26 protein-coding genes are annotated in these 25,157 nt (G+C 61.5%); 8 read left to right on the plus strand and 18 right to left on the minus strand.

Annotation, left to right across the window (positions count from 1 at the left end; all coding sequences use genetic code 11):
- Nucleotides 1–16: 16 nt before the first annotated feature.
- The 7 genes from HP556_RS15055 to HP556_RS15085 all read right to left on the minus strand — a co-directional run bounded on the left by HP556_RS15055 (nt 17) and on the right by HP556_RS15085 (nt 6,650).
- The gene (locus tag HP556_RS15055) at nt 17–1,189 is read right to left on the minus strand and encodes a phosphoserine transaminase (RefSeq protein ID WP_120288634.1); all 1,173 of its coding nucleotides are present in this window, start codon (nt 1,187–1,189) and stop codon (nt 17–19) included.
- 219 nt (nt 1,190–1,408) lie between these two features.
- On the minus strand, nt 1,409–1,813 hold the full coding sequence (locus HP556_RS15060; RefSeq protein ID WP_175367635.1) for a GNAT family N-acetyltransferase: 405 nt from the start codon (nt 1,811–1,813) through the stop codon (nt 1,409–1,411).
- Nucleotides 1,814–1,869: 56 nt separating this feature from the next.
- Entirely contained in the window at nt 1,870–2,451 is a 582-nt protein-coding gene (locus HP556_RS15065) for a glutathione S-transferase family protein (protein ID WP_175367566.1), read from the minus strand.
- 72 nt (nt 2,452–2,523) lie between these two features.
- Entirely contained in the window at nt 2,524–3,360 is an 837-nt protein-coding gene (locus HP556_RS15070; protein WP_175367567.1) for an outer membrane protein, read from the minus strand.
- A gap of 154 nt (nt 3,361–3,514) precedes the next feature.
- Nucleotides 3,515–4,384 (minus strand): outer membrane protein, encoded by an 870-nt coding sequence (locus tag HP556_RS15075; protein WP_175367568.1) that lies wholly within the window; start codon nt 4,382–4,384, stop codon nt 3,515–3,517.
- A gap of 471 nt (nt 4,385–4,855) precedes the next feature.
- A complete protein-coding gene (gene glmM / locus HP556_RS15080; RefSeq protein WP_068731229.1) occupies nt 4,856–6,202 on the minus strand; it encodes a phosphoglucosamine mutase in 1,347 nt (448 codons plus the stop codon).
- A 250-nt stretch (nt 6,203–6,452) separates the two neighbouring features.
- Complete coding sequence (locus HP556_RS15085; RefSeq protein ID WP_141137017.1) at nt 6,453–6,650, minus strand: hypothetical protein; 198 nt, start codon at nt 6,648–6,650, stop codon at nt 6,453–6,455.
- A 123-nt stretch (nt 6,651–6,773) separates the two neighbouring features.
- Here HP556_RS15085 and HP556_RS15090 point away from each other — a divergent pair, with 123 nt between their 5' ends.
- Complete coding sequence (locus HP556_RS15090) at nt 6,774–7,913, plus strand: alpha-hydroxy acid oxidase (protein WP_175367569.1); 1,140 nt, start codon at nt 6,774–6,776, stop codon at nt 7,911–7,913.
- A 7-nt stretch (nt 7,914–7,920) separates the two neighbouring features.
- Here the strand turns inward: HP556_RS15090 and HP556_RS15095 are convergent, their stop codons facing one another.
- The 10 genes from HP556_RS15095 to HP556_RS15140 all read right to left on the minus strand — a co-directional run bounded on the left by HP556_RS15095 (nt 7,921) and on the right by HP556_RS15140 (nt 17,863).
- Nucleotides 7,921–8,724, minus strand: a complete 804-nt coding sequence (locus HP556_RS15095; RefSeq protein WP_210269200.1) for an alpha/beta hydrolase — start codon at nt 8,722–8,724, stop codon at nt 7,921–7,923.
- A gap of 25 nt (nt 8,725–8,749) precedes the next feature.
- Nucleotides 8,750–9,379 (minus strand): hypothetical protein, encoded by a 630-nt coding sequence (locus HP556_RS15100; RefSeq protein ID WP_175367570.1) that lies wholly within the window; start codon nt 9,377–9,379, stop codon nt 8,750–8,752.
- 72 nt (nt 9,380–9,451) lie between these two features.
- Entirely contained in the window at nt 9,452–10,297 is an 846-nt protein-coding gene (locus HP556_RS15105) for a shikimate dehydrogenase (protein ID WP_175367571.1), read from the minus strand.
- Nucleotides 10,298–10,438: 141 nt separating this feature from the next.
- Entirely contained in the window at nt 10,439–12,178 is a 1,740-nt protein-coding gene (locus tag HP556_RS15110; protein WP_175367572.1) for a SulP family inorganic anion transporter, read from the minus strand.
- 55 nt (nt 12,179–12,233) lie between these two features.
- Nucleotides 12,234–12,521: a helix-turn-helix domain-containing protein gene (locus tag HP556_RS15115; protein WP_089261718.1), complete on the minus strand. Its 288-nt coding sequence runs from the start codon at nt 12,519–12,521 to the stop codon at nt 12,234–12,236.
- Between the two features lie 64 nt (nt 12,522–12,585).
- Nucleotides 12,586–13,095, minus strand: a complete 510-nt coding sequence (locus HP556_RS15120; RefSeq protein ID WP_175367573.1) for a P-loop NTPase family protein — start codon at nt 13,093–13,095, stop codon at nt 12,586–12,588.
- 11 nt (nt 13,096–13,106) lie between these two features.
- Nucleotides 13,107–15,170, minus strand: coding sequence for an elongation factor G (locus tag HP556_RS15125; RefSeq protein WP_175367574.1), 2,064 nt, complete (start codon nt 15,168–15,170; stop codon nt 13,107–13,109).
- 184 nt (nt 15,171–15,354) lie between these two features.
- Complete coding sequence (locus HP556_RS15130; RefSeq protein WP_068731211.1) at nt 15,355–15,831, minus strand: DUF992 domain-containing protein; 477 nt, start codon at nt 15,829–15,831, stop codon at nt 15,355–15,357.
- A gap of 179 nt (nt 15,832–16,010) precedes the next feature.
- A complete protein-coding gene (locus HP556_RS15135; protein ID WP_068731210.1) occupies nt 16,011–16,541 on the minus strand; it encodes a DUF992 domain-containing protein in 531 nt (176 codons plus the stop codon).
- A 119-nt stretch (nt 16,542–16,660) separates the two neighbouring features.
- Entirely contained in the window at nt 16,661–17,863 is a 1,203-nt protein-coding gene (locus HP556_RS15140) for a pyridoxal phosphate-dependent aminotransferase (RefSeq protein WP_068731379.1), read from the minus strand.
- Between the two features lie 217 nt (nt 17,864–18,080).
- On the opposite strand from HP556_RS15140, the gene HP556_RS15145 reads away from it, so the two are divergent.
- The 4 genes from HP556_RS15145 to HP556_RS15160 all read left to right on the plus strand — a co-directional run bounded on the left by HP556_RS15145 (nt 18,081) and on the right by HP556_RS15160 (nt 21,702).
- Complete coding sequence (locus HP556_RS15145; protein WP_175367575.1) at nt 18,081–19,307, plus strand: glycosyltransferase family 87 protein; 1,227 nt, start codon at nt 18,081–18,083, stop codon at nt 19,305–19,307.
- 181 nt (nt 19,308–19,488) lie between these two features.
- The gene (locus HP556_RS15150) at nt 19,489–20,142 is read left to right on the plus strand and encodes a glutathione S-transferase family protein (protein WP_089261726.1); all 654 of its coding nucleotides are present in this window, start codon (nt 19,489–19,491) and stop codon (nt 20,140–20,142) included.
- Between the two features lie 140 nt (nt 20,143–20,282).
- Nucleotides 20,283–20,456, plus strand: a complete 174-nt coding sequence (locus HP556_RS15155; RefSeq protein WP_175367576.1) for a hypothetical protein — start codon at nt 20,283–20,285, stop codon at nt 20,454–20,456.
- Nucleotides 20,457–20,538: 82 nt separating this feature from the next.
- Nucleotides 20,539–21,702 (plus strand): PQQ-dependent sugar dehydrogenase, encoded by a 1,164-nt coding sequence (locus tag HP556_RS15160; protein WP_175367577.1) that lies wholly within the window; start codon nt 20,539–20,541, stop codon nt 21,700–21,702.
- Nucleotides 21,703–21,709: 7 nt separating this feature from the next.
- On the opposite strand, the gene HP556_RS15165 is transcribed toward HP556_RS15160, so the two are convergent.
- The gene (locus HP556_RS15165; RefSeq protein ID WP_068731204.1) at nt 21,710–22,066 is read right to left on the minus strand and encodes a DMT family protein; all 357 of its coding nucleotides are present in this window, start codon (nt 22,064–22,066) and stop codon (nt 21,710–21,712) included.
- Between the two features lie 261 nt (nt 22,067–22,327).
- Here HP556_RS15165 and HP556_RS15170 point away from each other — a divergent pair, with 261 nt between their 5' ends.
- The 3 genes from HP556_RS15170 (at nt 22,328) to HP556_RS15180 (ending at nt 24,986) form a co-directional block, all read left to right on the plus strand.
- Nucleotides 22,328–22,870, plus strand: a complete 543-nt coding sequence (locus tag HP556_RS15170; protein ID WP_374725693.1) for a PAS-domain containing protein — start codon at nt 22,328–22,330, stop codon at nt 22,868–22,870.
- A gap of 223 nt (nt 22,871–23,093) precedes the next feature.
- Entirely contained in the window at nt 23,094–23,948 is an 855-nt protein-coding gene (gene olsA, locus HP556_RS15175) for a lyso-ornithine lipid O-acyltransferase (RefSeq protein ID WP_089261732.1), read from the plus strand.
- Nucleotides 23,949–24,044: 96 nt separating this feature from the next.
- Nucleotides 24,045–24,986 (plus strand): aldo/keto reductase, encoded by a 942-nt coding sequence (locus HP556_RS15180; RefSeq protein WP_093759308.1) that lies wholly within the window; start codon nt 24,045–24,047, stop codon nt 24,984–24,986.
- Nucleotides 24,987–25,157: the final 171 nt, after the last annotated feature.

Raw genomic sequence — 25,157 nt, forward strand, 5'->3', positions numbered from 1 at the left:
GAGAGGTTAAGAGCAACTAAGCCGCTTTAGCGAGCGAAGCCTTGGTTTCGGCGAAGGCCCAGTCGATCCACTGCGTGAGGATTTGGACGTCCTTGGCTTCGACCGTGGCACCGCACCAGATGCGCAGACCAGCCGGCGCATCGCGATAATGCGCGAAGTCGAAACCGGCATTTTCCTTCTCGACGGCGGCGACCAGCTTCTTGGCGAAGTCAGCCTGCGCGTCCGGCGAGAGCGCGGTGATCGCGGGATCGATCACCTTCATGCATACCGACGTGTTGGAGCGGATCGCCGGATCAGCCGCCAGGAAGTCGATCCACGGCGTCTTCGCTTTCCAGTCGGCGAGCGCCTTGGTGTTGGCGTCGGCACGCGCGATCAGCGCCTTGAGACCACCGACCGACTTGGCCCAGCCGAGCGCATCGAGATAATCCTCGACGCACAGCATCGACGGCGTGTTGATGGTCTCGCCGACGAAGATGCCTTCGTTGAGCTTGCCGCCCTTGGTCATGCGGAAGATCTTCGGCAGCGGCCACGGCGGCGTGTAGCTCTCCAGACGCGCCACAGCGCGCGGCGACAGCACGAGCATGCCATGTGCGGCTTCGCCGCCGAGCGCCTTCTGCCAGGAGAAGGTGACGACATCGAGCTTCGCCCAGTCGAGCGGCTGCGCGAAAGCGGCCGAGGTCGCGTCGCAAATGGTCAGGCCTTCGCGGTCAGCCTTGATCCAGTCGGCATTCGGTACGCGCACGCCGGAAGTGGTACCGTTCCAGGTGAAGACGATGTCCGAGTTCGGATCGGCCTTCGACAGGTCGGGGAGTTCGCCATAGCCGGCATGCAGCTTGGTGACGTCCTTGAGCTTCAGCTCCTTGACGATGTCGGAGACCCAGCCCTCGCCGAAGGATTCCCAGGCGATGGTGGTGACGGGACGCGGCCCGAGCAGCGACCACAGCGCCATCTCGACAGCGCCCGTATCCGATGCCGGCACGATACCGATGCGGTAATCTGCGGGCACTTCAAGCACTTCACGCGTCAGATCGATCGCGAGTTTGAGCTTGTTCTTGCCGATCTTCGCACGGTGCGAACGGCCAAGGGCTGCGTCGGTGAGTTTTTCGGGGGTCCAGCCTGGGCGCTTGGCGCAGGGGCCGGAGGAGAAATGCGGCACGTTGGGCCGCGAAGAAGGCTTCGCTGCAGTCATAATCTATCCTTCCAGATAGCTAGCCTCCCGTTGGGGGGAGGTGTCCCGCTGGCGTGGATATGGGAACCGACCCGGAGCGTCAAGCGACTTCCGGGCTATCACGCGTGATTGATGGCCGGATGACGTCGCCCGTCCCGGCGTACCACCGCCGGTTTTGCTGATGCCTTGCAACGAACGGCGCGGCGCGGCGTCCGCCGGACGACATGATGATGACGCGTTCTAGAACCGCAACGTCATGCCTACATGGCTGTCAGCAAAACCGAGCCGCTTGTAGAAGCGCTGGGCATCGACCCGGGTCTGATGCGTCAGCAGCTCGACGAGTTTGCATCCACTCGCCTGTGCCTCGCCAATGGCCCATCGCACCAGCTGTTCGCCGGTGCCCTGGCTGCGCAGCGTCGTCGACACACGAACATCCTCGATGAGTGCACGCGAAGCGCCCTGCGAGCTCAAGCCCGGCAAGATGCAGAGCTGCAGGCATCCGACCACGCTGCCGTCGCCGCCTTCTGCAACCATCAACCGGATATTTGGGTCATGCGCGAGTTTATCGAAGGCCTCGTAATAAGATTGCGGCAGTGGGTCCTCGATACGCTCGCGGCCACGGCCGAGCGCATCATCGGCCAGCATTACCACGATCGCGACGACGTCCTCGCGGCGCGCAGGCCGTAGCTTGATCTGCGTATTCACGAAATACCCAATGCCTTCTCGCTATCGGCGATCCAGCGCCTGATCGATGCGTAACCGTCGAGATGAAAGCCGCCCTCATGGGCCACGCGCGTATAGGCCAGCAACGATGCGTCAGCCAGCGAGACGCGATCTCCCACAAGGAAACGCGATGTCGTCAGGTGATGCTCCATACGCACCAGTGCGAAATAGCCGCGCTTGAGCTTCTCAGGATCGAGATCCGAAATCGACCTGCCGAGATAGACGATCTGATAGCGGCACACCGCGATATAGGGCTCGTGGCTGTATTGTTCCCAGAACAGCCATTCATCCATCTTGGCGGCATCATAGGCATCGGTCGGGATCAGATCGCTGCCACGGGCGAGATAGCGGATGATGGCATTGGACTGCGCGAGCGGACGGCCGTCATCGAGCACAACGGTCGGCACCTGGCCGGCGCCGTTAAGCGCCAGAAACTCCGGCGTCCGGCTCTCGCCCTTGCTCGTATCGATATCAATCCACGTATAGGAAAGTTTGAGGTGATCGCTCACCCACTTCACCTTGAGGCAATTGCCGGAATTCAGATCGCCGTAGATCTTCATTGTTGCTCCCCTGTACGGAAGCAAAAGAGCAGCAGCCGCGCTACACTTTGTCAAGCGAGCGCGGGGTGGATGTCAGAACTTGTAGCCGATACCGGCTCGGACGGTATTGATCGAGGTATCTACTTGGGACGTGAAACGGATGTATTCCCATTCACCGCGCAGGAACAGGCCGCCAACGATCGCCATGTCGAAGCCCAGACCAGCGGTGTAGCCGTAGATCAGGTGGCTATACTTGCCATCCTCGATGCTGTTATTGAGTTGCCGCCCTAGCAGATTGGATGGTGTCGTCGATCCCGGCCCCGCGGTGACGAAATCGCTGACAAAGGCCGTCCGGACGATGTCAGCCTGGCCAAGCGCCAGTCCACCGAAGGCGTAAGGCAGGAAGTTGCCAAAAGCATAACCGGCGCGAGCACGGAATGTGCCGATATCGCTGATGCTAATCGAACTCGACGCGCGCGACGTCACCGTATGATAATTATTATCTGACAGTAGGCTGTATCGCGACATATCGCCTGAAGATGTACCGCCGAACTTGCCATGAACGTAACTCATCTCAAGTCCGATTACGACGTCTTCCCACTGCGAGTTGTAACCCGCGAAACCGCCATACACCTCGGAATGTCCCGACTGGTTGGTGAAACTGAGCGGCCATGATGCGACACCCGTTTCCCTGCCGACCAAGGTGTTGGCCACCAGGCTCCCCGTCATGTCGGAGTTCGAGCCTTTGAATTTGGTATCGCCTGATCCATAACCGACCTGTCCGCCGACATAGAAGCCGTCCCAGATCGCGCGTGTTGAACTCAGTCCCTCGGGGAACGAACCGCGCAGCACCGGAAAATCCGGCATGTCAGCCGCTTGAGCAGTTTGCACGACGCCCAGCAGAGCTGCAGCGATCAGAAGTCTACGCATCACGACAATTCCTCAACTCACCGAACTGTCCCGATCATCCGCTGTTAACCTTAATCATTGGTTGCGATGATACTACCCGTGCAAAACAAAACGGCGCGGGAAGCTCCCGCGCCGTTAAGGTCTCTTAAGATAGTTGAGGCGATCAGCGCTTGCTTTAGCCCTTGCGGATCAACGGCGGCGGCGCATATGCCGGCGGGCTGTCGAGGTTCCAGCGCACGCCGAGCTTCAGATCATGCGAGGTGATGTCTTTGAACTGCATCGCCACGCCGCGGGTGAAGCCATCATAGGTGGAGACCGGTCCGGTCTGGCCATCGCCGAGATTCATGTAGCTGTAGCCGAGTTCGACGGTCATTGCCGGATTGACCTTGTAAGCCAAGCCCGTGTGCAGGGCCCATGCGAAATTCCACTTCGATGCAGCAGGTGCACTTGCGTAGCTCGGGAACGGGCCACCGATGAAGGGCACGCCGCCGGCGGAGCCGACATTGATCGCACCGTTATCCGTGTAGTTCCCGATATTGACGCGAGCCATGCCGACGCCGGCACCGACGAACGGGGTCACGCACCACCAGGTACCGAGATCGACGTAACCATTGGCCATCACCACCCATTCGGACTTGGTGGCGTTATAGTTGTTCACGCCGGTACCAACGAGGCCGCTCGACGGGAACGTTACGTGATCGGTGCCCTTGAAATTCGAATTGCCGCGATACTGGCCGGTGATGTCACCGCGGAACCAGTTGTTGAACTGATAACCGACACCGAGCTGGAAGATGCCAGCCGTATCGAAGGCAGTGGTCTGCTGAAGCGAGAGCAGATTGGCGTTGCGACCATCACCCATCTCGATGTTCTTGACGCGCTGGTTGCTGAAACCGATATCGCCGCGCAGGTACCAACCGCCGAAGTCTTCAACCGGCGGCGGCGCATACATCTGAGGCGATGGAGCAATGGGCATGTCGGCAGCGAGAACGGCGGTCGACATCAGGGAAGCCGCGCCCGCGGCCAGAATGAATTTAACGCTACGCATTGGCTTCGTCCTTTTGGGCCAAAGAGGCAACTAATGGAGGCCTCACACTCGGAAACTCACAAACGGACGATGACACCAACTCCTTAAGCGGCGCTTAACCCTAACTTTTAAGGTTGATATTTGGTGACGAAAATGCACGCAAATTCCATCACGCCACTGCGTCGCCACAGTTACTAACAATGTCTTGCTATCAAACCGCGCTGCAATGCGCCGCGGCATCGCCAGGTGTTAACGAGGACTTACCTGCCCGGAGCCTTCGGCTCTGACCGGATCAGAACCGAGGCTCCAGCTTTTTGCTGACGCGTTTCCTTGATGCGAACCGGTGCCCACTTCGCTCGAAAGCGCTCCAACGCGAACTATCAAAACGCAAAAGAGCCGCCTCACCCGATAAATATTCGGGCAAGACGGCTCTTCATGTCAGCTCGGCAGTCATCGCGCTGGCGCCTTGGCCAGAGCGAACGAACAGGAATCTTACGCCGCGGCTGCGTGGCCCAGCGCGTCAACGATGGAATCCACCACTTCCTCGACCATCACGCGGTCATCGCCCTCTCCCATCACGCGGATGACTGGCTCCGTGCCCGACGGGCGGATCAGGAGACGACCATGGCCGTTGAGGCGCTGTTCACCGGCAGCGATGGTGGACTTCACTTCCGCATCATCGAGCGGCTTGCCGCTGCGATAACGGACATTCTTCAGAATCTGCGGCAGCGGATCGAACAGGTGGCAGACTTCCGACACCGGCCGACCGAGCTTGGTCACCACGGCCAGCACCTGCAGCGCAGCTACGAAACCGTCGCCTGTCGTCGCATGGTCCGACATGATGATATGGCCGGAGGGTTCGCCGCCGACATTGTAGCCGTGCTGCAGCATCTGCTCGAGCACATAGCGATCGCCCACCGCCGTACGGATGAGATCGATGCCCTGCGCCTTCAGGAAACGCTCCAGACCGAGATTCGACATCACGGTGGAGACAATGCCTGGCTTGGCGAGCCGTCCGTCTTCCTTCCAGCTCTGCGCGATAACGGCGAGCAACTGATCGCCATCAACCAGATGGCCACGCTCGTCGACCATGATCAGCCGATCGGCGTCGCCATCCAGCGCAATGCCAATATCGGCGCGCATCTCGCGCACCTTGCGGCTCAGCGCTTCCGGTGCGGTCGATCCGCATTCCTTGTTGATGTTGAAACCATCCGGCTCGACACCGATGGAGATGACGTCCGCGCCGAGTTCCCAGAGCGCCTCCGGCGCCACCTTGTAGGCGGCGCCATGGGCGCAATCGATGACGACGCGCAAACCATCGAGGCTGAGATTTCGCGGCAGCGTGCGTTTGGCAAATTCGATGTAGCGATCATGCACCCCGTCGATGCGGCGCGCCCGACCGAGGCTGGCGCTCTGCGACAGTCTCTTGTCGAGATTCTCGTCGAGCAATTCCTCGATCTGCTTCTCGACATCATCCGACAGCTTGTAGCCGAGCGGTCCGAACAGCTTGATGCCGTTGTCCTCGAACAGATTGTGCGATGCGGAAATCATCACGCCGAGATCGGCGCGCATCGACTTGGTCAGCATCGCCACGGCGGGCGTCGGCATCGGCCCGACCAGCAGCACATCCATGCCGACCGACGTGAAGCCTGCCACCATCGCATTTTCGATCATGTAGCCGGACAACCGGGTGTCCTTGCCGATCACGACACGATGACGATGTTCGCCGCGCTGAAACACCAAGCCTGCCGCCTGCCCAACCTTCAGTGCCAGTTCCGGCGTGATCAGACCATTGGCGCGGCCGCGAATGCCGTCTGTCCCGAAATATTTACGGCTCATGGTAACCCCCAATGCCCTCGCGCTTCGCGCGAGGGCTCAAAACCCTGTCTCAGGCGACTGACCCATTGGCAGCGCCATATATGTGACGGACTTATAAGGCTCGGGCCCCTAAAATCGCTTCAAAAAATATGATGAATCATTACCAAGGCCCGGAACACGTAATTAACGACAAGCCATTGATATTACTTATATACCTTACCTTCCATGTAATGCCTTCGATGGAGCATCGACTGACCGGAACCCGGCCCGCTCAGCCCTTTCGCTTGATATGCGCGTCCGCCTTTGAATGGGCAGGCTGGGTCACACTGACCGGATCGGAGCCCGGAAAAGTCTCCTCCAGTCCTTCGTCCAGCGCAACTTCCAGCTGTCGCTTTTCTTCGTCCTCGGCTGCCTTGCCGGGAGCCTTGCCGGCCCCGTGGCCTGCTGGATTTGTCTTGGAGCCGGACATTCTGGCCTCCTTCAATTTCGACGACATTCCAATGACAAGGATGATATGGCGGACCGCCTAACCATGCTAGATGACACCGAAACAAGCAAATACAAGCAAAGACAAGAACGGCTGGGACATCTCATGAAGCATATCACCTGCATCGAAGATCTTCGCCTCGAGCACAAGCGCAACGTGCCGAAGGCGTTCTTCGATTATGTCGACCATGGCTCCTATAGCGAAGACACGTTCCGTGCGAATTGCGAGGATCTGCAGAAGCTGAAGTTCCGCCAGCGTATTCTGGTCGACATCGCCAATCGCGACACCTCGACGACCATCCTCGGTGAGAAGGCCACCATGCCGCTGATCTGCGCGCCGGTCGGCTCAACCGGCTTGCAATATGGCGACGGCGAAATTCACGCCTGCCGGGCGGCGCAGGCGGCGGGCATTCCCTATACGCTCTCGACGATGTCGATCAATTCCATCGAAGACGTCGCCGAGAATGTCGAAAAACCGTTCTGGTTTCAGCTCTATGTCATGAAGGATCGCGGCTTCATCAAGGAATTGATCGAGCGCGCCATCAAGGCGAAGTGTAGCGCGCTGGTGCTGACCGTCGATCTGCAGGTGATCGGCCAGCGTCATGCCGACATCAAGAATGGCCTGTCGGTGCCGCCTCAGATCTTGAATGTGAAGAACCTGATCGATTTCATGAGCAAGCCCGGCTGGCTGGTGCGGACGCTGAAAGCCAAGCGGCGCAACTTCGGCAACATCGCCGGCTTCGTGAAGAACACCAACGATCTCGGCTCAGTGGCGGAGTGGACGGCATCGCAATTCGATGCGTCGCTGAACTGGAAGGATCTCGACTGGATCCGCAGCATCTGGCCCGGCAAGATCGTGATCAAGGGCATTCACGATATCGAGGATGCCCGCGAAGCCGTGAAGGTCGGCGCGCAGGCGATGGTCGTCTCCAACCACGGCGGACGTCAGCTCGACGGCGCGCCGTCGTCGATCTCGGTATTGCCGGGGATCGCCGATGCGGTCGGCTCGGAGATCGAAGTGATGTTCGATAGCGGCATCCGCTCGGGGCAGGACGTGATGCGTGCGCTCGCCCTCGGCGCCAAGTCCTGCATGATCGGCCGCGCCTATATCTACGGTCTCGGCGCCTATGGCGGCCCCGGCGTGACCAAGGCGCTGGACATCCTGCGCAACGAACTCAGCGTGACCATGGGCCTGTGCGGCGTGAATTCGATCGCCGAGATCGACAGGCACGTTTTGGTGCAGTGAGGCCTCGTCAGATCGCCGCGTCGATCCACGCGGCGATCGTATCGACGACTTTTTGCTCGATGCCGTAATAGCCGTGCGGCGACAGCGATCCGCAATCCGTGGACGAGCGCTGATCTCCGCCACTGACCCTGAGGACCTTGACGCGCGGCGCGCCACTCATCGCTGCTGCGATCTTGTCGGCGTCTTCCGGCGGTGCGACATTGCAGCGATCGTCTGAATTGGCAACGACGAGTGCGGGCACATTGACTCGTTCAGGATGCGCGTCGAACACCGTCTCGTGGCTGCCACCAAGGCGCGACACCGACTCAGTGAGCACGATACCTGCGATCTGACCGTCACGCAGATTCGCTGCGCCGTTCATCGCCGCAATCGAGCCTTGGCTGGTCCCGAGCAGGAAGACCGGTCCCGGCGCCTGCGCATGAGCTGCAGCGACGAGATCGCCGACAAGTGCTGCATATTGCGGCGAGCTGCGCAGCCCGCGCAAGTTCTGACTATCGACGGCGTCGGGGATCAGCACCGCGAAACCCGCAGCATTCCAGAGCACGCGCGAGCGGACGACGAAGTTGTTACCGTGCGCTATTTCGCCATTCCGGGCGACGCCTACATCGCCGGCTCCGCCGGGCAGCATCACGATGGTCGCGCGTGGATGCGATGGACTGGCGTAGAGCGCGCGCTGCTGATCGCCGCCATGAACAGGCAGGTTCAGCACCCGCTCCGTCGTGGAGGGCGATGTCTGCGCAGCAGCGAAGTGCGGCGCAGACAACAACAGAGATGCGAGGATGAGGCATGGTGCGAGGAATGGCCTGCGCAAGAGCTTCTCCGCTGTTTCGAATTTCTCACATCGGCGGCGTCAGCCCATCCAGCCCGACATTGACCCGCGCCGTCTCGAAGGTGCCGTCATCCTTCTTGGTAGCGCCCATGATGATGATCTTGGCGCCGGGCTTGAGTTCGTCCTTGTTGCCCGGCACGAATGTCACGATCGGAGTGTCAGGCGTCACGGTCACTTTCTTTTCCCCGTCCTTGTACTTCACCGTCACCGTCTGGCCATCGGAGGCCTGGACCTTCTGATCGACGGTGGCATTGGTCATGCTGCTGTTGGGGCGCAGATCCCACGGGCGCGAGCCTTCGCCGGTGCCGCGCATCGCTTCTGGAAAGATATGGATCGCGATGGCCTTCTGCGACCCATCGGCCTGCGGCATGCCGGTCACGCCGATATAGGAGCCGGGCTTCACCTCGGCCATTGTCGTTCTGGCAATGCCGGTGACGGTGACATTGTCCGTCATCTTCACTTTGCGCTCGTCGCCTTCACGCGTCTTGATCGTCAGCACCGCGCCGTCGACGGCTTCGATGGCACCACGGATGCGCAGGGGTTGCGGCTGCTGCGCCGATGCGGCGGAAATCAGCAATGAACCAGCAAGAAGTGAGCCCGCGAACAAGCGAGCCGAAGTCGATACGATCTGAACCATAGGGGAATTTCCTTTGAAGGCAGCGCCCACCGCTGCAGATGGAAACCCCAAGACCAAATAGCTATTCCCCGCTCACGCCACTGTGAGGTCGGCCTCGACGAGGCGACGCAGTTCCGGCGTCACATCGGGGCGCTGCCCGAACCAGAGCTCGAAGCCACGCACGGCCTGATACAACAGCATGCCGAGACCATCCGCGGTGCGGAGGCCCCTCGCGCGGGCGCCGGCGAGCAGCGGGGTGTCAAGCGGCACGTAAACGAGATCGGCGACGACCGCCTGGTCAGGCAACAGATCGAGGTCGATGATCAATGGCGGCTGGCCGCCCATGCCGAGCGACGTGGTGTTCACCAGCAAGGATGCGCGCGGCAACATGCTGGCGACATGCTCCCACGCCAACGGCACCACCTGCGAACCGAATTGTGCGGCCATCGCCTCGGCGCGATCGAGACTGCGATTGGCGACATAGACATGTTTGATTCCGCGTTCGAGCAATCCGAACACCACTGCACGCGACGAACCGCCCGCGCCGAGCACCAGCGCGTCGTCGGCGTGGTCCCAGTCGTGCGCGCAATGATCGAGATTGTCGATGAAGCCCTCGATATCCGTATTGGTCGCGCGTAGCGTACCGTGGTCATACCATAACGTGTTGGCGGCCCCGACCGCGCGCGCGCGGCGATCCGGTGAGGTCAGCTTCAGCACACGCTCCTTGTGCGGGATCGTGACATTGGCGCCGATGTAACCGTGCTTGGAGAGGTTCATCACGAATTCGGCCACGCCTTCCGGCGGGATCGACTCGATGCTGTAACCGCCCGGAATATCCATGCTGCGCAGCCAGTGATGGTGGATCAGCGGCGAGCGCGAATGCGCGGCAGGCCAGCCGATCAAACAGGCGGCGCGGGGCGTGGTCTCGTTCGGCATCATTCATCCTTCGCTTCAAGCGGAAGCGTGCGTAGCATAAAAATCATGCAGGGGCTCTTAATCATCAGACAGTTTGCAGCGCACAGCAAGTCCGACAACCATGCAGACGATCAATACTGCAGCTGCGAGCAATTGCCGATGCCATCAGCTCGACGCCTCCTGGATCGCTGCAGCGCTTCGGGTCTTGATCTCGCTGACGGCCGCTGCAACATCAGCACGGTATTTGACCAGTGGCGGTCGCGCGCCGTGGGTCAGCAGCGCCCGGCGCACGCCCTGCGAGGTGCCGGTGAGAATCACGCGGACGCCCTGTCGCTTTGCCTTCTCGGCAATGCCCTTGATCGCATTCGCGGCAGTCGAATCCAGGAAGGGGACCGCGGCAAAATCGATCACGAAAGCCTTGTGGCGATCCGAGAAGCCCTCGAGCACAGATCCGATGGTGGAGGCCGCGCCGAAGAAAAATGCGCCGGTGATGCGATAGACAACGACGTCGGGATCGGCAGCGAGACCGGGATCATAGGGTTTTCGGTCGCCATTGGCGTCGTCGGCCTTGTCGGCCACGACCAGCGGCTTATCCGCCTCAATGCCGGTTGTTTGCGCCATGCGGTTGATGAACAGAATCGCGCCAAGCGCGAAGCCGACCACAATGCCCTCGGTAAGATCGCGGAAGATCGTTAGCAGGAAAGTCGCCGACAGCACGGCAGCATCGCCCCATGATGACCGCAGTAACGTCGCGAATTCATGCTTCTCCGCCATGTTCCAGGCGACCACGGCAAGCACCGCGGCGAGCGCCGCCAGCGGAATGTAACTTGCCAATGGCGCCGCGACGAGAATGAATACCAGCAGGAATACCGCATGCAGCATGCCCGAGATCGGGCCGTGCGCGCCGGCGCGGACATTGGTGGCGGTTCGCGCGATGGTGCCGGTCACGCAGATTCCACCGAACAGCGCCGAGCCGATATTGGCGATGCCCTGCGCCACCAGTTCGCAATTGGAGCGATGCCGCCGGCCGGTCATGCCGTCAGCGACGACAGCTGAGAGCAAAGATTCAATCGCGCCCAGCAGCGCAAAGGAGATGGCGTCCGGCAGAATGGCCTGCAGCTTTGCCAGGGAAATCGCGGGAAGCGACGGCAGCGGAAAGGATTGCGGAATGCCGCCGAACTTGGTGCCGATGGTTTCAACCGGCAGCGCAAAGAACCCTGCCGCGACCGCGCTTGCGGCAACCGCGATCAGAATGCCCGGCCAGGAAGGCCGCAGCTTCTTGAGCAGAAGGATGATCGCAATGGTCGCGATGGTGATCGCGGCGGCCGACAGGTTGACGGTGTGGATCGCACTTCCGAGCACCTGCAGCTTCGGGATCAGTTCGCCAGGCTCCTTGCCGGTGAGTGTGAGCCCGAGGAGATCCCTGATCTGGCTGGCGAAAATAATGACGGCAATACCGGCGGTAAATCCCACCGTGACCGGATAGGGAATGAACTTGATGTAAGTGCCGAGCTTCAAATAGCCCGCCACCATCAGGAACACGCCAGAGAGCATGGTCGCGAGGATCAGTCCGTCGATGCCATGGCGGCTCACGGTGGCAGCCACCAGCACGATGAAGGCGCCGGCTGGACCGCCGATCTGAAAGCGGCTTCCACCCAGCGCAGACACGAGGAAGCCGCCGATCACAGCGGTGATGAGGCCACGATCCGGCGACGTCCCCGAGGCTATGGCAATCGCCATGGACAACGGAAGCGCGACGATTGCCACCGTCAAGCCGGACAAGATGTCGGCGCGCAGATCGGCGATGCCGTAGCCTTCGCGCAACACCGTGATCAATTTCGGCGTGAACAGTTCGGCGAAGGTCGGCTGATGCGGCCCCCACGCGCGATTTCTGGACATGTCCATTCCCGACTCGCCCCTGTCACCTGCCGCGGATCTCGATCGAGGCCGCGGCCCGTTCTCAATCCGTCAGCTTTGGCTCTTCAAGTTTCGGTGGTGGACCGGGCTGTTTCAGCCTCACCCCTCGTCCGCCGGAATCGCTGCGGACGTTCTCGCCGATCAAATCGACGCCTGAGCGATCGAGGGCATCGACAACCTTGATCAGCGAATCCACCACGCCCCTGACATTGCCTTCGCTCGCTTCCATGCGCTGGATGGTCGGTAGCGACACGCCGGCCATTTCGGCCAGCCGCTTTTGATCGATACCCAGCAGCGCACGGGCGGCCCGCATCTGAAACGATGTAATCAAGGGCGGTTTCCAGTTTCACGAGTCTTATATCATATGTGAGATATCTTCAATGATGTATAAAACATCACTTGAGCGGCGAAGCCGCCATGGTCGCCACGAACTGGGCGACAGCGGCGCGCGATGTCAGGCGTCGTTTGACGCCGCCGAAGTCGTCGAACAGCGCCAGGTGGCCAGCGAACGAACTCGACGTTTTGCGCTGCCAGTAGGCCTCGGCCCAAGCCAGAAAATCTGCATGTTCCTCGGCCGTCGCGCCACCCCAGGGGCCCCGGAGAGCGAGGCTATCACGACAAACCTCCGGGCTCATGTCGAGCCAGATCAATGCTGTGGCGCGCGGCAATGCCGCTTCGACCAGCCATCCGTAAACGCCTTCGATGATCCAGTTCGACTTCACGGCAAGGGCGGCCACCAGTTCTTTGGCCTGCCCCTCGTCGCGCTTCACACCGACCCTGTCCAGCCAATGGATATGATCGAGATCCGTGCGTTCGCCGCCGACGCGGCTTTCAAGCTGCCGCGCCAGCGTGCTCTTGCCCGAGCCGCTATTGCCAATGATTACAACCCGCGGTCCAAGCGTCATGGGCCACTGTACTAAGCCGCCACCCGATGCGCCGCAACGATCTGGTCGGCGGCGCGGCCCGAGACTTCGGCCATGTGGTCGAAGCTGCGGGTGAAGCTGCCGGCACCCGCGGTGGCCGAACGCAACTCGACGATCAGGTCGCCGATCTCCGCTTCCGGCAACATCGCGCGCACCGTGTCCCAGCCCGGCCAGTTGTCACGGGTATCGAAGCCGAGGATCTGGCCGCGCCGTCCTGACAGAATGGCGTTGACCTTGGCCGTGGCCTCGGTGGGACAGACGATCTCCACCGTATGGATCGGCTCCAGCAGCACCGGCTGGCATTGCGGCAGCGCCTCGGTGAAACCGATCCGGGCAGCGGTCCGGAACGCCTGATCGGAAGAATCCACGCTGTGATAGGACCCGTCGGTGAGCGTCACCTGCACGTCGATGACAGGAAAACCGAGCGGGCCACGCTGCAACCCGTCGACGACGCCTTCCTGCACCGCGGGAATGTAGTTGCGCGGCACCGCGCCGCCGACCACCTTTTCCTGGAATGCAAAGCCCTCGCCGCGCGGCAACGGGCCGATCTCCAGCACAACGTCGCCAAACTGGCCGTGACCGCCGGACTGTTTCTTGTGCCTGCCGCGCTGGGTGATCGGTTTACGGATGGTCTCCTGATAGCCGATCACCGGCGCATGCGATTTGACGTTGATGCCGAAGCGTTCGTGCAGGCGCTCCATCGCCACGCGCAGATGCATCTCGCCCTGCCCCCACAACACCACGTCATGGGTCTGCGCATTATTGACCACCGCAAGCGACGGATCTTCCTCGGTCAGCCGCAACAGCGCCTGCCCGAGCTTGACGTCGTCCTTGCGATCGGCGGACGCTAGCGCCATCGCCAGCACGGGCGATGCAGCTATGACACTCACGACAGAGGCCGGCGCAGTCTTGCCGGTCGAGATCGTGTCGCCGGTCCTGACATGATCGAGCTTGCCGAGCGCGACGGTCTCGCCCGCTTCGGCCGATGCGCGCTTGCTGTCATGTCCGCCGCTCGCCGCAAGAATGCCGGAGACACGCCCGCTTTCGCCCGACGAGGACAGCAATGTTGCGCCATCATCGAGATGACCACTCAGCACGCGCGCGTAAGACAGCTTGCCGCCATGCTGTAGATGGCTGCTCTTGAACACGTAACCGATCGCATCCTTGCTGTCAGGCACGCCGAGGCGCTTGGCCGTCTCGGCCACGCCGGGTGCCTCGTGGCGTAGCGCCTTCATCAGCCGCAGCACGCCATTCTCGCGCATCGCCGAGCCCAGCAGCACCGGACAGATCAGACCTTCGCGCAATTCGCGCGCGAGATCGTCGAACACGGCGTCGGCCGGCGGCGCGATGTCGTCAAGCAACTGCTCCATCAGCGCGTCGTCATGATCCGCAAGCTTCTCCAGCATGGAGAAACGCGCCTCTTTCTCGCGATCGAGATCGCCGCCTTCGAGCTTGATGACTTCGGACGCCTTGTGCTCGCGATAGACGAAAGCGCGCTCCAGCGCGAGATCGACGAAACCGGCGACCAGGTCGCCGTTCCAGATCGGGATCTGCCGCAGCACCAGCGGCACGCGCGAGGCCGGCTGCAATGTCGCCAGCGTCTCGCGCACGCGCTTGTGGGCGCGGTCGATCTTGTTGAGAAACAGAAATCTGGGAATGCCGAGGTCTTCGAGTTCGCGCAGGATCAATTGCAGCTGCGGCAATTTTCGCGCATCCGCCTCGCAAACCACGATGGCTGCATCGACGGCGGGTAATGCCGCGCGCATGTCATGTGCGAATTCCACCGAGCCCGGACAGTCGATGAATGTGTAGCTGTCGCCCATGAAGGTGGTGGTCGCAGCCGTCAGGCCGACGCCCATCTTGTGGGCTCTGGCTTCCGCATTGGCATCGCCGATGCTTGTCCCATTGTCGACGCTGCCGGCCCGCGGGATCGCCCCGGTGCGGGCCATGATCGCTTCAAGCAGTGTGGTTTTTCCGCTCTGGAAAGGGCCCACCAGCGCAATGCACTTTGCGGCATTGCCTTGTGGACCGCGGGGACTTCTCAGGTCTTGTCCCATTGCCGCCTCCTCATGTGGAGCTCGGCCCATGATTGGGTCGGCGGTCAATGCTCCGCCCGGTCCGGATATTTGGCAAGATGGAAAAGTTGCTGCGCTGCGATGAACGTGATCGGATTGCGCCATAAAAAATCCGGCTCCGCCATGGGCGAAGCCGGATGAATTTGTGCGAGCGATCGCCGCGGGATCAGCGACCGGGGCGCAACTCCAGGCTCTGCAGACCGGCGGCGACATTCAGTCCCACCGACCCCTGCAGACTGAGCGGCTGCAGGGAGAAGGCGTTTTGCGAACCGCCAACCAGGACATTCGCGCCGACGCCGACACCAACCGACGCGCTGCCCTGCGCGCCCGCATAGTTGCCGGACAGATCGCCGGGACCGCTATAGTTCACCGGCACGAACACGGCCCAGGATAGCGCGGTCTGTTCGGTAATACCGAGATCGATGCCCACTTTGCGGATCGTGGCGACATAAGGCTGATCCGGACGACCGGTACCGGTGAGCACGCAGCCGAGATTGGTCACCGAGCCCACGACGAATCCGACGCTGGCTCCGCCCCGGCAATTCAAGACACCGACCTGCACGCCTTGCTGCGACTGCGCTTGCGATGCAGTGAAAAAGGCGGCGGCAGCGATACCGAGAACGAGCGATGAGAGGCGGACCATCAGGAATCTCCGGGTGATGAACGGAAGTAAGGATGTGGATCGACTATCCATAGCTAATGATACCGCCCAATGACAGCGGCGCACGCGCAGCGCACGCAACAAAAAAGGCCCGCTCGCGCGGGCCTTTTCGTTAACCTTGCCGGATCGCTTACGCGATCACAGCGATCGCTGGCGATCGCTTAGCGATGGCTGCGATGACGGCGCTTCTTGTTGTAGCGATGACCGCTGACCGGACCGGTCGCTTCCAGTTCGAGCTGAACGATGCCGCTGGCGACGTTCAGACCGGTCTGGCCCTGCACCGAGATCGGCTGCAGCGAATAGGTGTTGCCCGGACCGCCAACGAGGAAGTTGCCGCCGAAACCGAGGCCAACCGATGCGTTGGTACCGACGCCGCCGTAGCTGCCGGCCAGCGCGCCGCGCGGCACGCGGGTGGTCGGAGCGAATGCAGCCCACTGCACCGTGGTGTTTTCGGTGAAGCCGAGATCAAGGCCGAAACGGCGGATGTTGGCGACGTAACCTTCGGCGCGGCCACCGGCGCTCTGGAAGACGCAGTTGAGGTGCGCATTCGAACCGACCACGTAGCCGACGTTCTGGCCGCCACGGCACTCCAGCACGCCAACCTGAACGCTGCCAGGCTGCTGTGCATTTGCGGTCGCAACCGACGCCGCAAAGGCCACGGCCGTCAGGCCGAACATCTTGGAAAGTCGCATAGTGATACTCCACCTTGGGGATTTTGATAGCGAGGGGACAAGAAGGAAGCGCCGTGTCGAAAACAAGGCGCTTCCCGAAATAAGCCCCGAAACCGTCAAAAGTTTCGGAGCGGGTTTTGTTACCGAAGATTTCCGCAGAAGCGCTGGATGCGCTTGCAGGCATCTTCGAGATCGGATGTTTTCGTCGCGTAGGAGATGCGGAATGCCGGGCCAAGGCCGAAGGCCGAACCCTGCACCACCGCCACGCCTTCGGTTTCCAACAGTTCTGTGACGAAGTCTTCGTCATTGGCAATAACCTTGCCCGAAGGCGCAGTCTTGCCGATGGTGCCGGCGCAGGACGGATAGACGTAGAACGCGCCTTCCGGACGCGGGCAGTTGATGCCCGAGGCCTGATTCAGCATTGCCACCACGAGATCGCGGCGCTCCTTGAACACGGCATTGTTCTTCGGGATGAAATCTTGCGGACCGTTCAAGGCTTCCACCGCCGCCCACTGCGCGATCGACGACGGGTTCGAGGTCGACTGCGACTGGATCGTCGCCATTGCCTTGATGAGCTCGGCGGGACCACCGGCGTAACCGATGCGCCAGCCGGTCATGCAGTAAGCCTTGGAGACGCCGTTCACGGTCAGCGTGCGATTGAACAAAGACGGTTCGATCTGTGCCGGCGTGGTGAACTCGAAGTCGTCATAGACGAGGTGCTCATACATATCGTCGGTCATCACCCAAACGTGAGGATGCTTCACGAGGACATCGGTGAGCGCCTTGAGCTCCGACTTCTTGTAGGCGGCGCCTGTCGGGTTCGACGGCGAGCACAGGATGATCCACTTGGTCTTCGGCGTGATCGCTGCTTCCAGCGCGGAAGCCTGCAGCTTGAAGCCGAATTCTGCGGTGCAGACCACGGACACGGGCGTGCCGCCGGCCAGCGCCACCATTTCCGGATAGCTCACCCAATACGGCGCCGGGATGATGACTTCGTCACCCGGGTTCAGCGTCGCCATCAGCGCGTTGTAGAGCACCTGCTTGCCGCCGGTGCCGACGATGATCTGGTTCGGTTTGTAGGTCAGGCCATTCTCGCGCTGAAACTTGCCGATAATGGCTTCCTTCAGTTCGGGAATACCGTCCACGGCGGTGTACTTGGTCTTACCGGCCTCGATGGCGTGAATCGCTGCCAGCTTGATGTTCGCCGGGGTGTCGAAATCGGGCTCGCCCGAACCAAGACCGATGACGTTGCGGCCGGCTGCTTTCAGCGCGCGTGCTTTATCCGTCACCGCGATCGTCGCGGACGGCTTCACACGGTCGAGCGCAGCGGACAAAAACGACATCATCTTCTCCTGAGAAAGGTCGCGGACCCGCGGTCGGCGACGTCAAAATGGCTGATCCTGCTGGGATCGGCGCACCCTAGTGCGTGCGACGTTGCATCGCAAGAAGCTTGGGCAAAAACCCATCTGGAAGTGATGCAATTCAGCAAGCGTTAAACGGGGGACGGTAGCGTCAACCGCACGTCGCAATCGACGATTTGGGCCAAAATGCACCCTTAAAATGATCTGGATCTGGCAGCACATTGAAAGCGGCGCATGGCTGACCCTCGAACGCGTGCGGGCTTACAGCCTGATCGTGCTCGCTTTGGGCACATTGGCCTTCGCCGGCTGGATTGCGGTCTCGGACGGCGTGATCGACCGCAATGGCAAGCCGATCGGGACCGACTTTTCCAACATCTATGCGGCGGGCCGGCTCACCCTCGAAGGCAAACCCGCCGACGCCTATGATCCCGCCCTGCAACATGCCGCAGAACAGAGGGTGTTCGGCCGCGATGTGCCGTTCTACGGCTGGCACTATCCGCCGTTCTTTCTCGGAATTGCCGCGCTGGTGGCCACGGTACCCTATGGATGGGGGCTCGGTCTGTGGCTCGTCGCCAGCTTCGCCGCCTACCTCGCCGCGATCCGCACGATCCTGCCCCGCCAGGAAACGCTGCTGGTGGCCGCCGCCTTTCCTGCCGTCTTCATCAATGTCGGTCACGGCCATAACGGATTTCTAACCACCGCACTGCTGGGCGGCGCATTGCTTCTGCTCCATCGCCGGCCGTGGCTGGCCGGCGTGTTGATCGGGCTATTGGCCTACAAGCCGCAATTCGGTGTGCTGATTCCTCTCGCCCTGCTCGCCGATAGACGCTGGATCACGATGGTATCGGCCGCGCTCACCGTCGCTGTCCTCATCGTATTGAGCACGGGGTTATTCGGCGCCGGCATCTGGCAGGCCTTTGCCGACTCCACTGCTTTCACTCGCGATGTCGTACTCGAACAAGGCGGCACCGGGTGGCAGAAAATCCAGTCGATCTTCGCCGCGACACGGATGTGGGGCGCCGGTCTTCCTGTCGCTTATGCCGCACAGTTCGGTCTCGCAGCCGGCATTGCCATCAGTTTGATGTGGCTATGGCGCAGCCATGCAGCGTTCGAACTCAAGGCAGCAGCACTCGCGATCGGCAGCCTTCTGGCGACGCCCTATGTGCTCGACTACGATCTCATGGTGCTCGCCATCGCCATCGCCTTCTTCGCGCGGCATGGACTCGATCATGGCTTTCACGCGGGCGAGATCAGCCTGCTCGCATTGACCTGGATCATGCCGCTGCTGACGCGCAGCATCGCTGGCGCCATCGAACTGCCGCTCGGCTTTCTGGTGATGATCGCTTTTTATATCATCGTGCTGCAGCGCGCACTCGCTGATAACAGCACATCGCGGCACCTTCACACACTGATCGCGGCAGCGTGATCTTCCATTGCCGAATGCTGCCTGACATACATTTTTCTCAATCCAGACTGCCGCAGCCGTTTTCGACTTTTTCCATTCCGTGGGCCTTGCGACAGGCTCGCATCAGCATCATTGTCTAACCGCGATCTGCGATGGCCAATCGCGCAGTTGCCTTGACCTGAAATGAATTGAACATCTGCGAATGTACAAACTCTATTCGATGCAGCGCTCTGGCAATAGCTACAAGGTTCGCCTTGCGCTGGCGTTCCTGGACGCGCCTTATCGCGCCATCGAAGTGGACATTCTGCGCGGCGAGAGCCGTACCCCGGAATTTCTGGCCAAGAACCCCAGCGGTCAGGTGCCGCTGCTCGAGATCGCCGAAGGCCGCTATCTCGCCGAATCCAACGCCATCCTGTGGTATGTCGCCATCGGTACATCTCTGGCGCCGGAATCGCGGATGGACCGTGCCGAAGCCATGCAGTGGATGTTCTTCGAGCAGCACGCGCTGGAGCCGAATCTCGGCGCCGCCTATTTCTGGCTGTGCCTGGTGCGCGGTGGCCGCGACCTGCAGACCCACGCGCTGGAAGACTGGATGGAGCGTGGCTATGCCGCGCTGCAGGTGATGGAGAATCACCTCAAGATCCATGACTTCTTCGCCGCGGGCCAGCTGACAATCGCCGACATCGCGCTATACGGTTACACCCACGTCGCCGAGAAGTGCGATTTCGACCTCTCTAGCTTTCCGTCGATCCGCCGCTGGCTGCGTCTGGTGGAAACCCAGCCGGGTTTTATCTCCATGGACTGGCACCCGACCTCGTCGGAATACGATACTTTGGACGTAGTCGCCGACGCTTAAGTCCTGAAATAGCGGGCATAACCGCTGTGAATGCCATTTTCCCGCCATAGTTAGGGCCAATCCCGCCCAAATCTCGCCTGCCGCAGCTGCGAATTTGTAGCACGCGGGTGATTCGCCCGCGATTTGAAGGATTTACGGCCATGATACGGTCGCTTCGCGTGGGTGCAGGATTTCAGGCGCGCCCCACGTCCATCGCATCCACCCGGTTGACCCACGCCGTCGCGGCGTCGCTCGCGGTTGGCTGTCTGTCGCTCTGCGTCATCCTCGCCCTCACCGTGATGTCGATCCCGGTGGCGAGTGCGATGCCGCTCTGACGGTCCCCACAACTCATAAACACTCAACCGCGATGCCGCGCATCGCTTATGCAACCTGCGACTCCGTGATGGAGCCATTTCGATGAAAAGGCCCGTGATCTGGGTCACTGTCACGTTGACGGCGGCTATCGTCGTGACCGCGACCCTTCTGATCGCCACGACCACCCGTGGCGAAAACACCTCGTTCGGCTCGTCGGCCGGCAGGCTCGAAGTACAGACCGTCGCCTCCGGTCTCGCTTATCCATGGGCACTGGCGTTTCTCCCCGAGGGCCGCATGCTCGTTACAGAACGGCCCGGTCGCATCCGTATCGTCTCGCCGCAGGGACAGTTGTCGCCTGCGGTCAAAGGCGTGCCCGAGGTGATGGCCGTCGGCCAGGGCGGTTTGCTCGACGTCATCACCGACAAGAACTACGCGCAGAACAACACAATCTACTTCTGCTACTCGGAGCGTTCGGGCAGCGGCGGTCGCACCGCCGTCGCACGCGGTAAGCTCATCGACGGCACTGCACCACGTCTCGACGACATGAAGGTGATCTTTCGCCAGGACGGCCCGCTGTCGTCGGGCAATCACCACGGCTGCCGTATTGTTCAGGCGCCTGACAGCAACCTGTTTGTTACGCTCGGCGAACACTATAGCGGCCGCGATCAGGCCCAGAGTCTCGATAATCATCTCGGCAAGCTGATCCGCATCGCGCCGGATGGATCTGTGCCGAAAGACAATCCGCTTGTCGGCCGCGACGGTGCCAGGCCGGAGATCTGGAGCTACGGTCATCGCAACCAGCAAGGCCTCGCCATCAATCCGGCGACCGGCGACTTGTGGGAGACCGAGCACGGGCCGCGCGGCGGCGATGAAGTGAACATCATCGGCAAGGGCAAGAATTACGGCTGGCCTGTGATCGGTTACGGCATCGACTATTCCGGCGCGAAGATCCACGAAACCACGTCGAAGGCGGGCATGGAGCAGCCGGTGAAATACTGGGTGCCGTCGATCGCCCCGTCCGGCATGACGTTCTATACCGGCGATCTCTTCCCGCGCTGGCGGGGCAGCCTGTTCACCGGCGCGCTGGCAGGCCAGATGCTGGTGCGGCTCCAGCTCAACGGAAACACCGTCACGTCCGAAGAGCGCGTCCTGCAAAATCTCAACGAACGCATCCGCGACGTCCGGCAAGGACCGGACGGCGCGCTGTGGCTGCTGACGGATAGTTCGGCAGGACGAATCTTGCGGATTACGCCAGCCGGGAAGTAAGCGGTCGTTACGACCACTTGTGGAAAATGAAGAACGCCCCGAGCGCGATGAAGGCAAAGCCCAGCGCGTGATTCCAGCCGAGCGGCTCCTTCAGATACAGCACCGAAAATGCAGCAAACACGACCAGCGTGATGACTTCCTGCATCGTCTTGAGCTGGGCGGCATTGTAGACTTCGCTGCCCCAGCGGTTGGCGGGCACCGCCAGCCAATATTCGAAGAAGGCAATGCCCCAGCTCACCATGATGACGAGGGGCAACGAGTGATCCTTGAATTTGAGATGGCCATACCAAGCGAAGGTCATGAAGATATTCGAGGCCAGCAGCATCAAAATCGGCAGCAGCAGCGGCGGAATGGTGAAGGGCATTCGATCGGGGTCCTTTTTAAATCCCGGCGCTAACATTCAGGGGCCGGCGCCGGTTCCGGTGGCATCGATAGCATTTGAAGCGAACAAGGGGAAAATGATGCCGGGCTCTTCACGCGCCGTTAGCTATACCGCCGGGAAATTGTGGGCCTTTTTGCAACCAGAGGCCAACCTGCGTTTCTTACCTTTGTACGGACACAGGTACGACCGATGCAGTACGATTGGCGACTGATTCTCGATCCGGGAATTGAAACGGCGATCATTGTGATCGCAGCCGTCGGGATTACTTTGGCAATCCGCCTCTTCCGGCTGCGACGCGCGGCACGGGCCCGCGAGAACGAGCAGCACGCCACTGCCCAGCGCCTTTCGGCTGCACTTGACCAGATCGATATCGGTGTCGTGCTTCTCAATGCCGACACCCGCGCCGAATTCATCAACCGCGCCTTCCGCGACTACTTCACGCTCCCCGACGAGAAGGCTGACAGCAAGCCGCCGCTGATCGCGCTGATGTATCACGCGCGCGATATCCACGCTTACGCCCTCCCCGACGACGAGGTCGACAGCTTCATCGCCAGGCGCGTCGAGATGATCCGCGCCGGCACTTCCACGCCGACGACGTTGCGCCTCGCCAATGGCCGGGTGCTGCGGATGAGTTGCGCCGTGCTGCCCGATGGCGGGCGGATGCTGAGCTACACTCCGGTGACCGACCTCATTCGTCACACCGACGAGCTCTCCGAGCGCGACTATTATCTGGCGCTCCGCGAAGGCGACGTGTTCAGCTCCCACCGGCTGGACGCGGCCGAATAGGGCGCAATGCCACCTGTGGATATCCCGGGTTGTCATGGCGATGTCACTCGCCCCGGCTAGGCTCCTCATGCAGCCGGTTGCTTCCCCCCGTCGCCAATCGGGTGCTTCCCCAGCGGTCTCCGTCAGTTGCCGCGCTGACCGGGACCGCTTCTTTTTGCCGTGGTTTCTCTTAATTCAAGCAACTGACTTTGCCTGCGGAAGTCGGCCCCGGTATAATAAACCCATGATCCGTTTCGCCGCCGTCCTGATCTCCTTGACCATGCTGACGCTGCTGCTGGCGCCGTTTCAGCTGATCGCACTGGCCTTCGGCCTGCGCTGGCAGCGGAGTATTCCGCATCTGTTTCACCGCGTGCTTTGCGCATTGATCGGGGTGCGCATTCACGAAGTCGGCAAGCGGACGACGGACACGCCGGTCCTGATCCTCTCCAATCACGTCTCATGGCTCGACATCATCATCATCGGCGCCAGGGCGCCCGTGGTGTTCGTCGCCAAGAGCGAAGTTGCCAAATGGCCCGTGTTCGGCTGGCTCGCCAAACTGCAGCGCACGATTTTTGTCGAGCGCGAACGCCGGCAGAAGACCGGCGCGACGGCGCAGGAAATCGGCGACCGCATGCTGTCCGGTGACGCGGTGGTCCTGTTCGCGGAGGGTACCTCCAGCGACGGCATGCGCGTGCTGCCGTTTCGCTCGGCACTGGTCGGCTCGGTGCATCACGCGCTCGGCGATTCCACGCATCACAAAGAGATCACGGTGCAGCCGATGTCGATCGCCTATGTCGGCTTCGGTGGATTGCCGGTCGGCCGCGCCTTTCGCGAAAACGTGGCGTGGTATGGCGACATCGATCTGATCCCGCATTTCATCGGCATCCTGTCGTCGGGCGCCATCGACGTCGTCGTAAGCTGGGGCGAAGCCGTCGCCTATGACATGTCCGCTGATCGCAAGACCATCACGCGTAACGCGGAAAACGCTGTACGGCGCATGACATCCGCAGCCCTGCGCGCCGGCCCGCCGCGGAAGACCCCGACCGCCGCGCCCGCACCCGAAGTTCAAACGCCCGAGTCCGCTTCCGCAATCGCCTGAGCGCCCGCGCGACTGCCATGATGCAGCGCGTCTTGCTGCGCGATGAGGCGCGCGCCATAACCTTGGTCCGCGCTTCCCTCACAAGGCACACTCATCATGGAAATCCGCAATCTCGGCCGCTCCGGCCTTCGCGTCTCCGCCGTCGGTCTCGGCTGCAACAATTTCGGCCAGCGCACCGATCTGGAGACCGCGCGCAAGGTCATCCACAAGGCGATCGATCTCGGCATCACGCTGTTCGACACCGCCGACATCTATGCCGGCATGGGCGGCTCCGAGACGGTGCTGGGTGAAGTGCTGGGCGATCGCCGCAAGGACATCGTACTCGCGACGAAATACTGCAAGCCGATGAGCAATGACGGCAGCAAGCAGGGCGCCTCGCGCCGCTACATCATGAGCGCCGTCGAGGCCAGCCTAAGGAGGCTGAAGACTGACTATATCGATCTGTATCAACAGCACGATTACGATGCGCTGACGCCCATCGAAGAGACGCTGCGCACGCTCGACGACCTCGTGCGTCAGGGCAAGGTGCGCTATATCGGCAATTCCAACTTCCCGGCTTGGCGCATCGCCGAAGCCGAGATGGCCGCGCGCCAGATGGGCGTCGCGCCCTTCGTGTCGTGCCAGGACGAATACAGTCTCGTCGTCCGCGACATCGAGAAGGACCTGCTGCCGGCCGCGCAGCATTTCAATCTCGGCCTGCTGCCGTTCTTCCCGCTCGCCGGCGGCATGCTGACCGGTAAATATGCCGGCCTGAAGAACGTCCCCGCCGATACGCGCTTCGGCAAGACCCCCTATATGCAGGAGCGCTATCTGAACCCGCGCAACATCGCCTTGGTCGATCAACTGCAGGCCTTCGTCAGCGCGCGCGGCCATTCGATGCTTGAGCTCGCCTTCTCGTGGCTCGCCGCCCGCCCGCAAGTCTCCAGCGTCATCGCCGGCGCATCATCGCCCGAGCAGATCGAGCAAAATGTGAAGGCGGCGCAGTGGAAGCTGACGGCGGAGGAGATGACGGAGATCGACGGGATTACGCTGGGGTAGTTGCGCGCAGATTCTTCCCCTCTCCCCCAGCGCGGCAACGCCGCGCGCCGCGGGAGAGGGTGGATCGAAGGCGCGAAGCGCGTTCGAGCCGGGAGTGGGCTCCATTGCGCTTACGGCCAGACCCTCTCCCGCCTTCGCTTCGCTCAGGCACCCTCTCCCACGGCGCGGAGC

Origin of the sequence: Tardiphaga robiniae (assembly GCF_013359755.1) — a bacterium.
GTDB classification, from domain to species: domain Bacteria; phylum Pseudomonadota; class Alphaproteobacteria; order Rhizobiales; family Xanthobacteraceae; genus Tardiphaga; species Tardiphaga robiniae.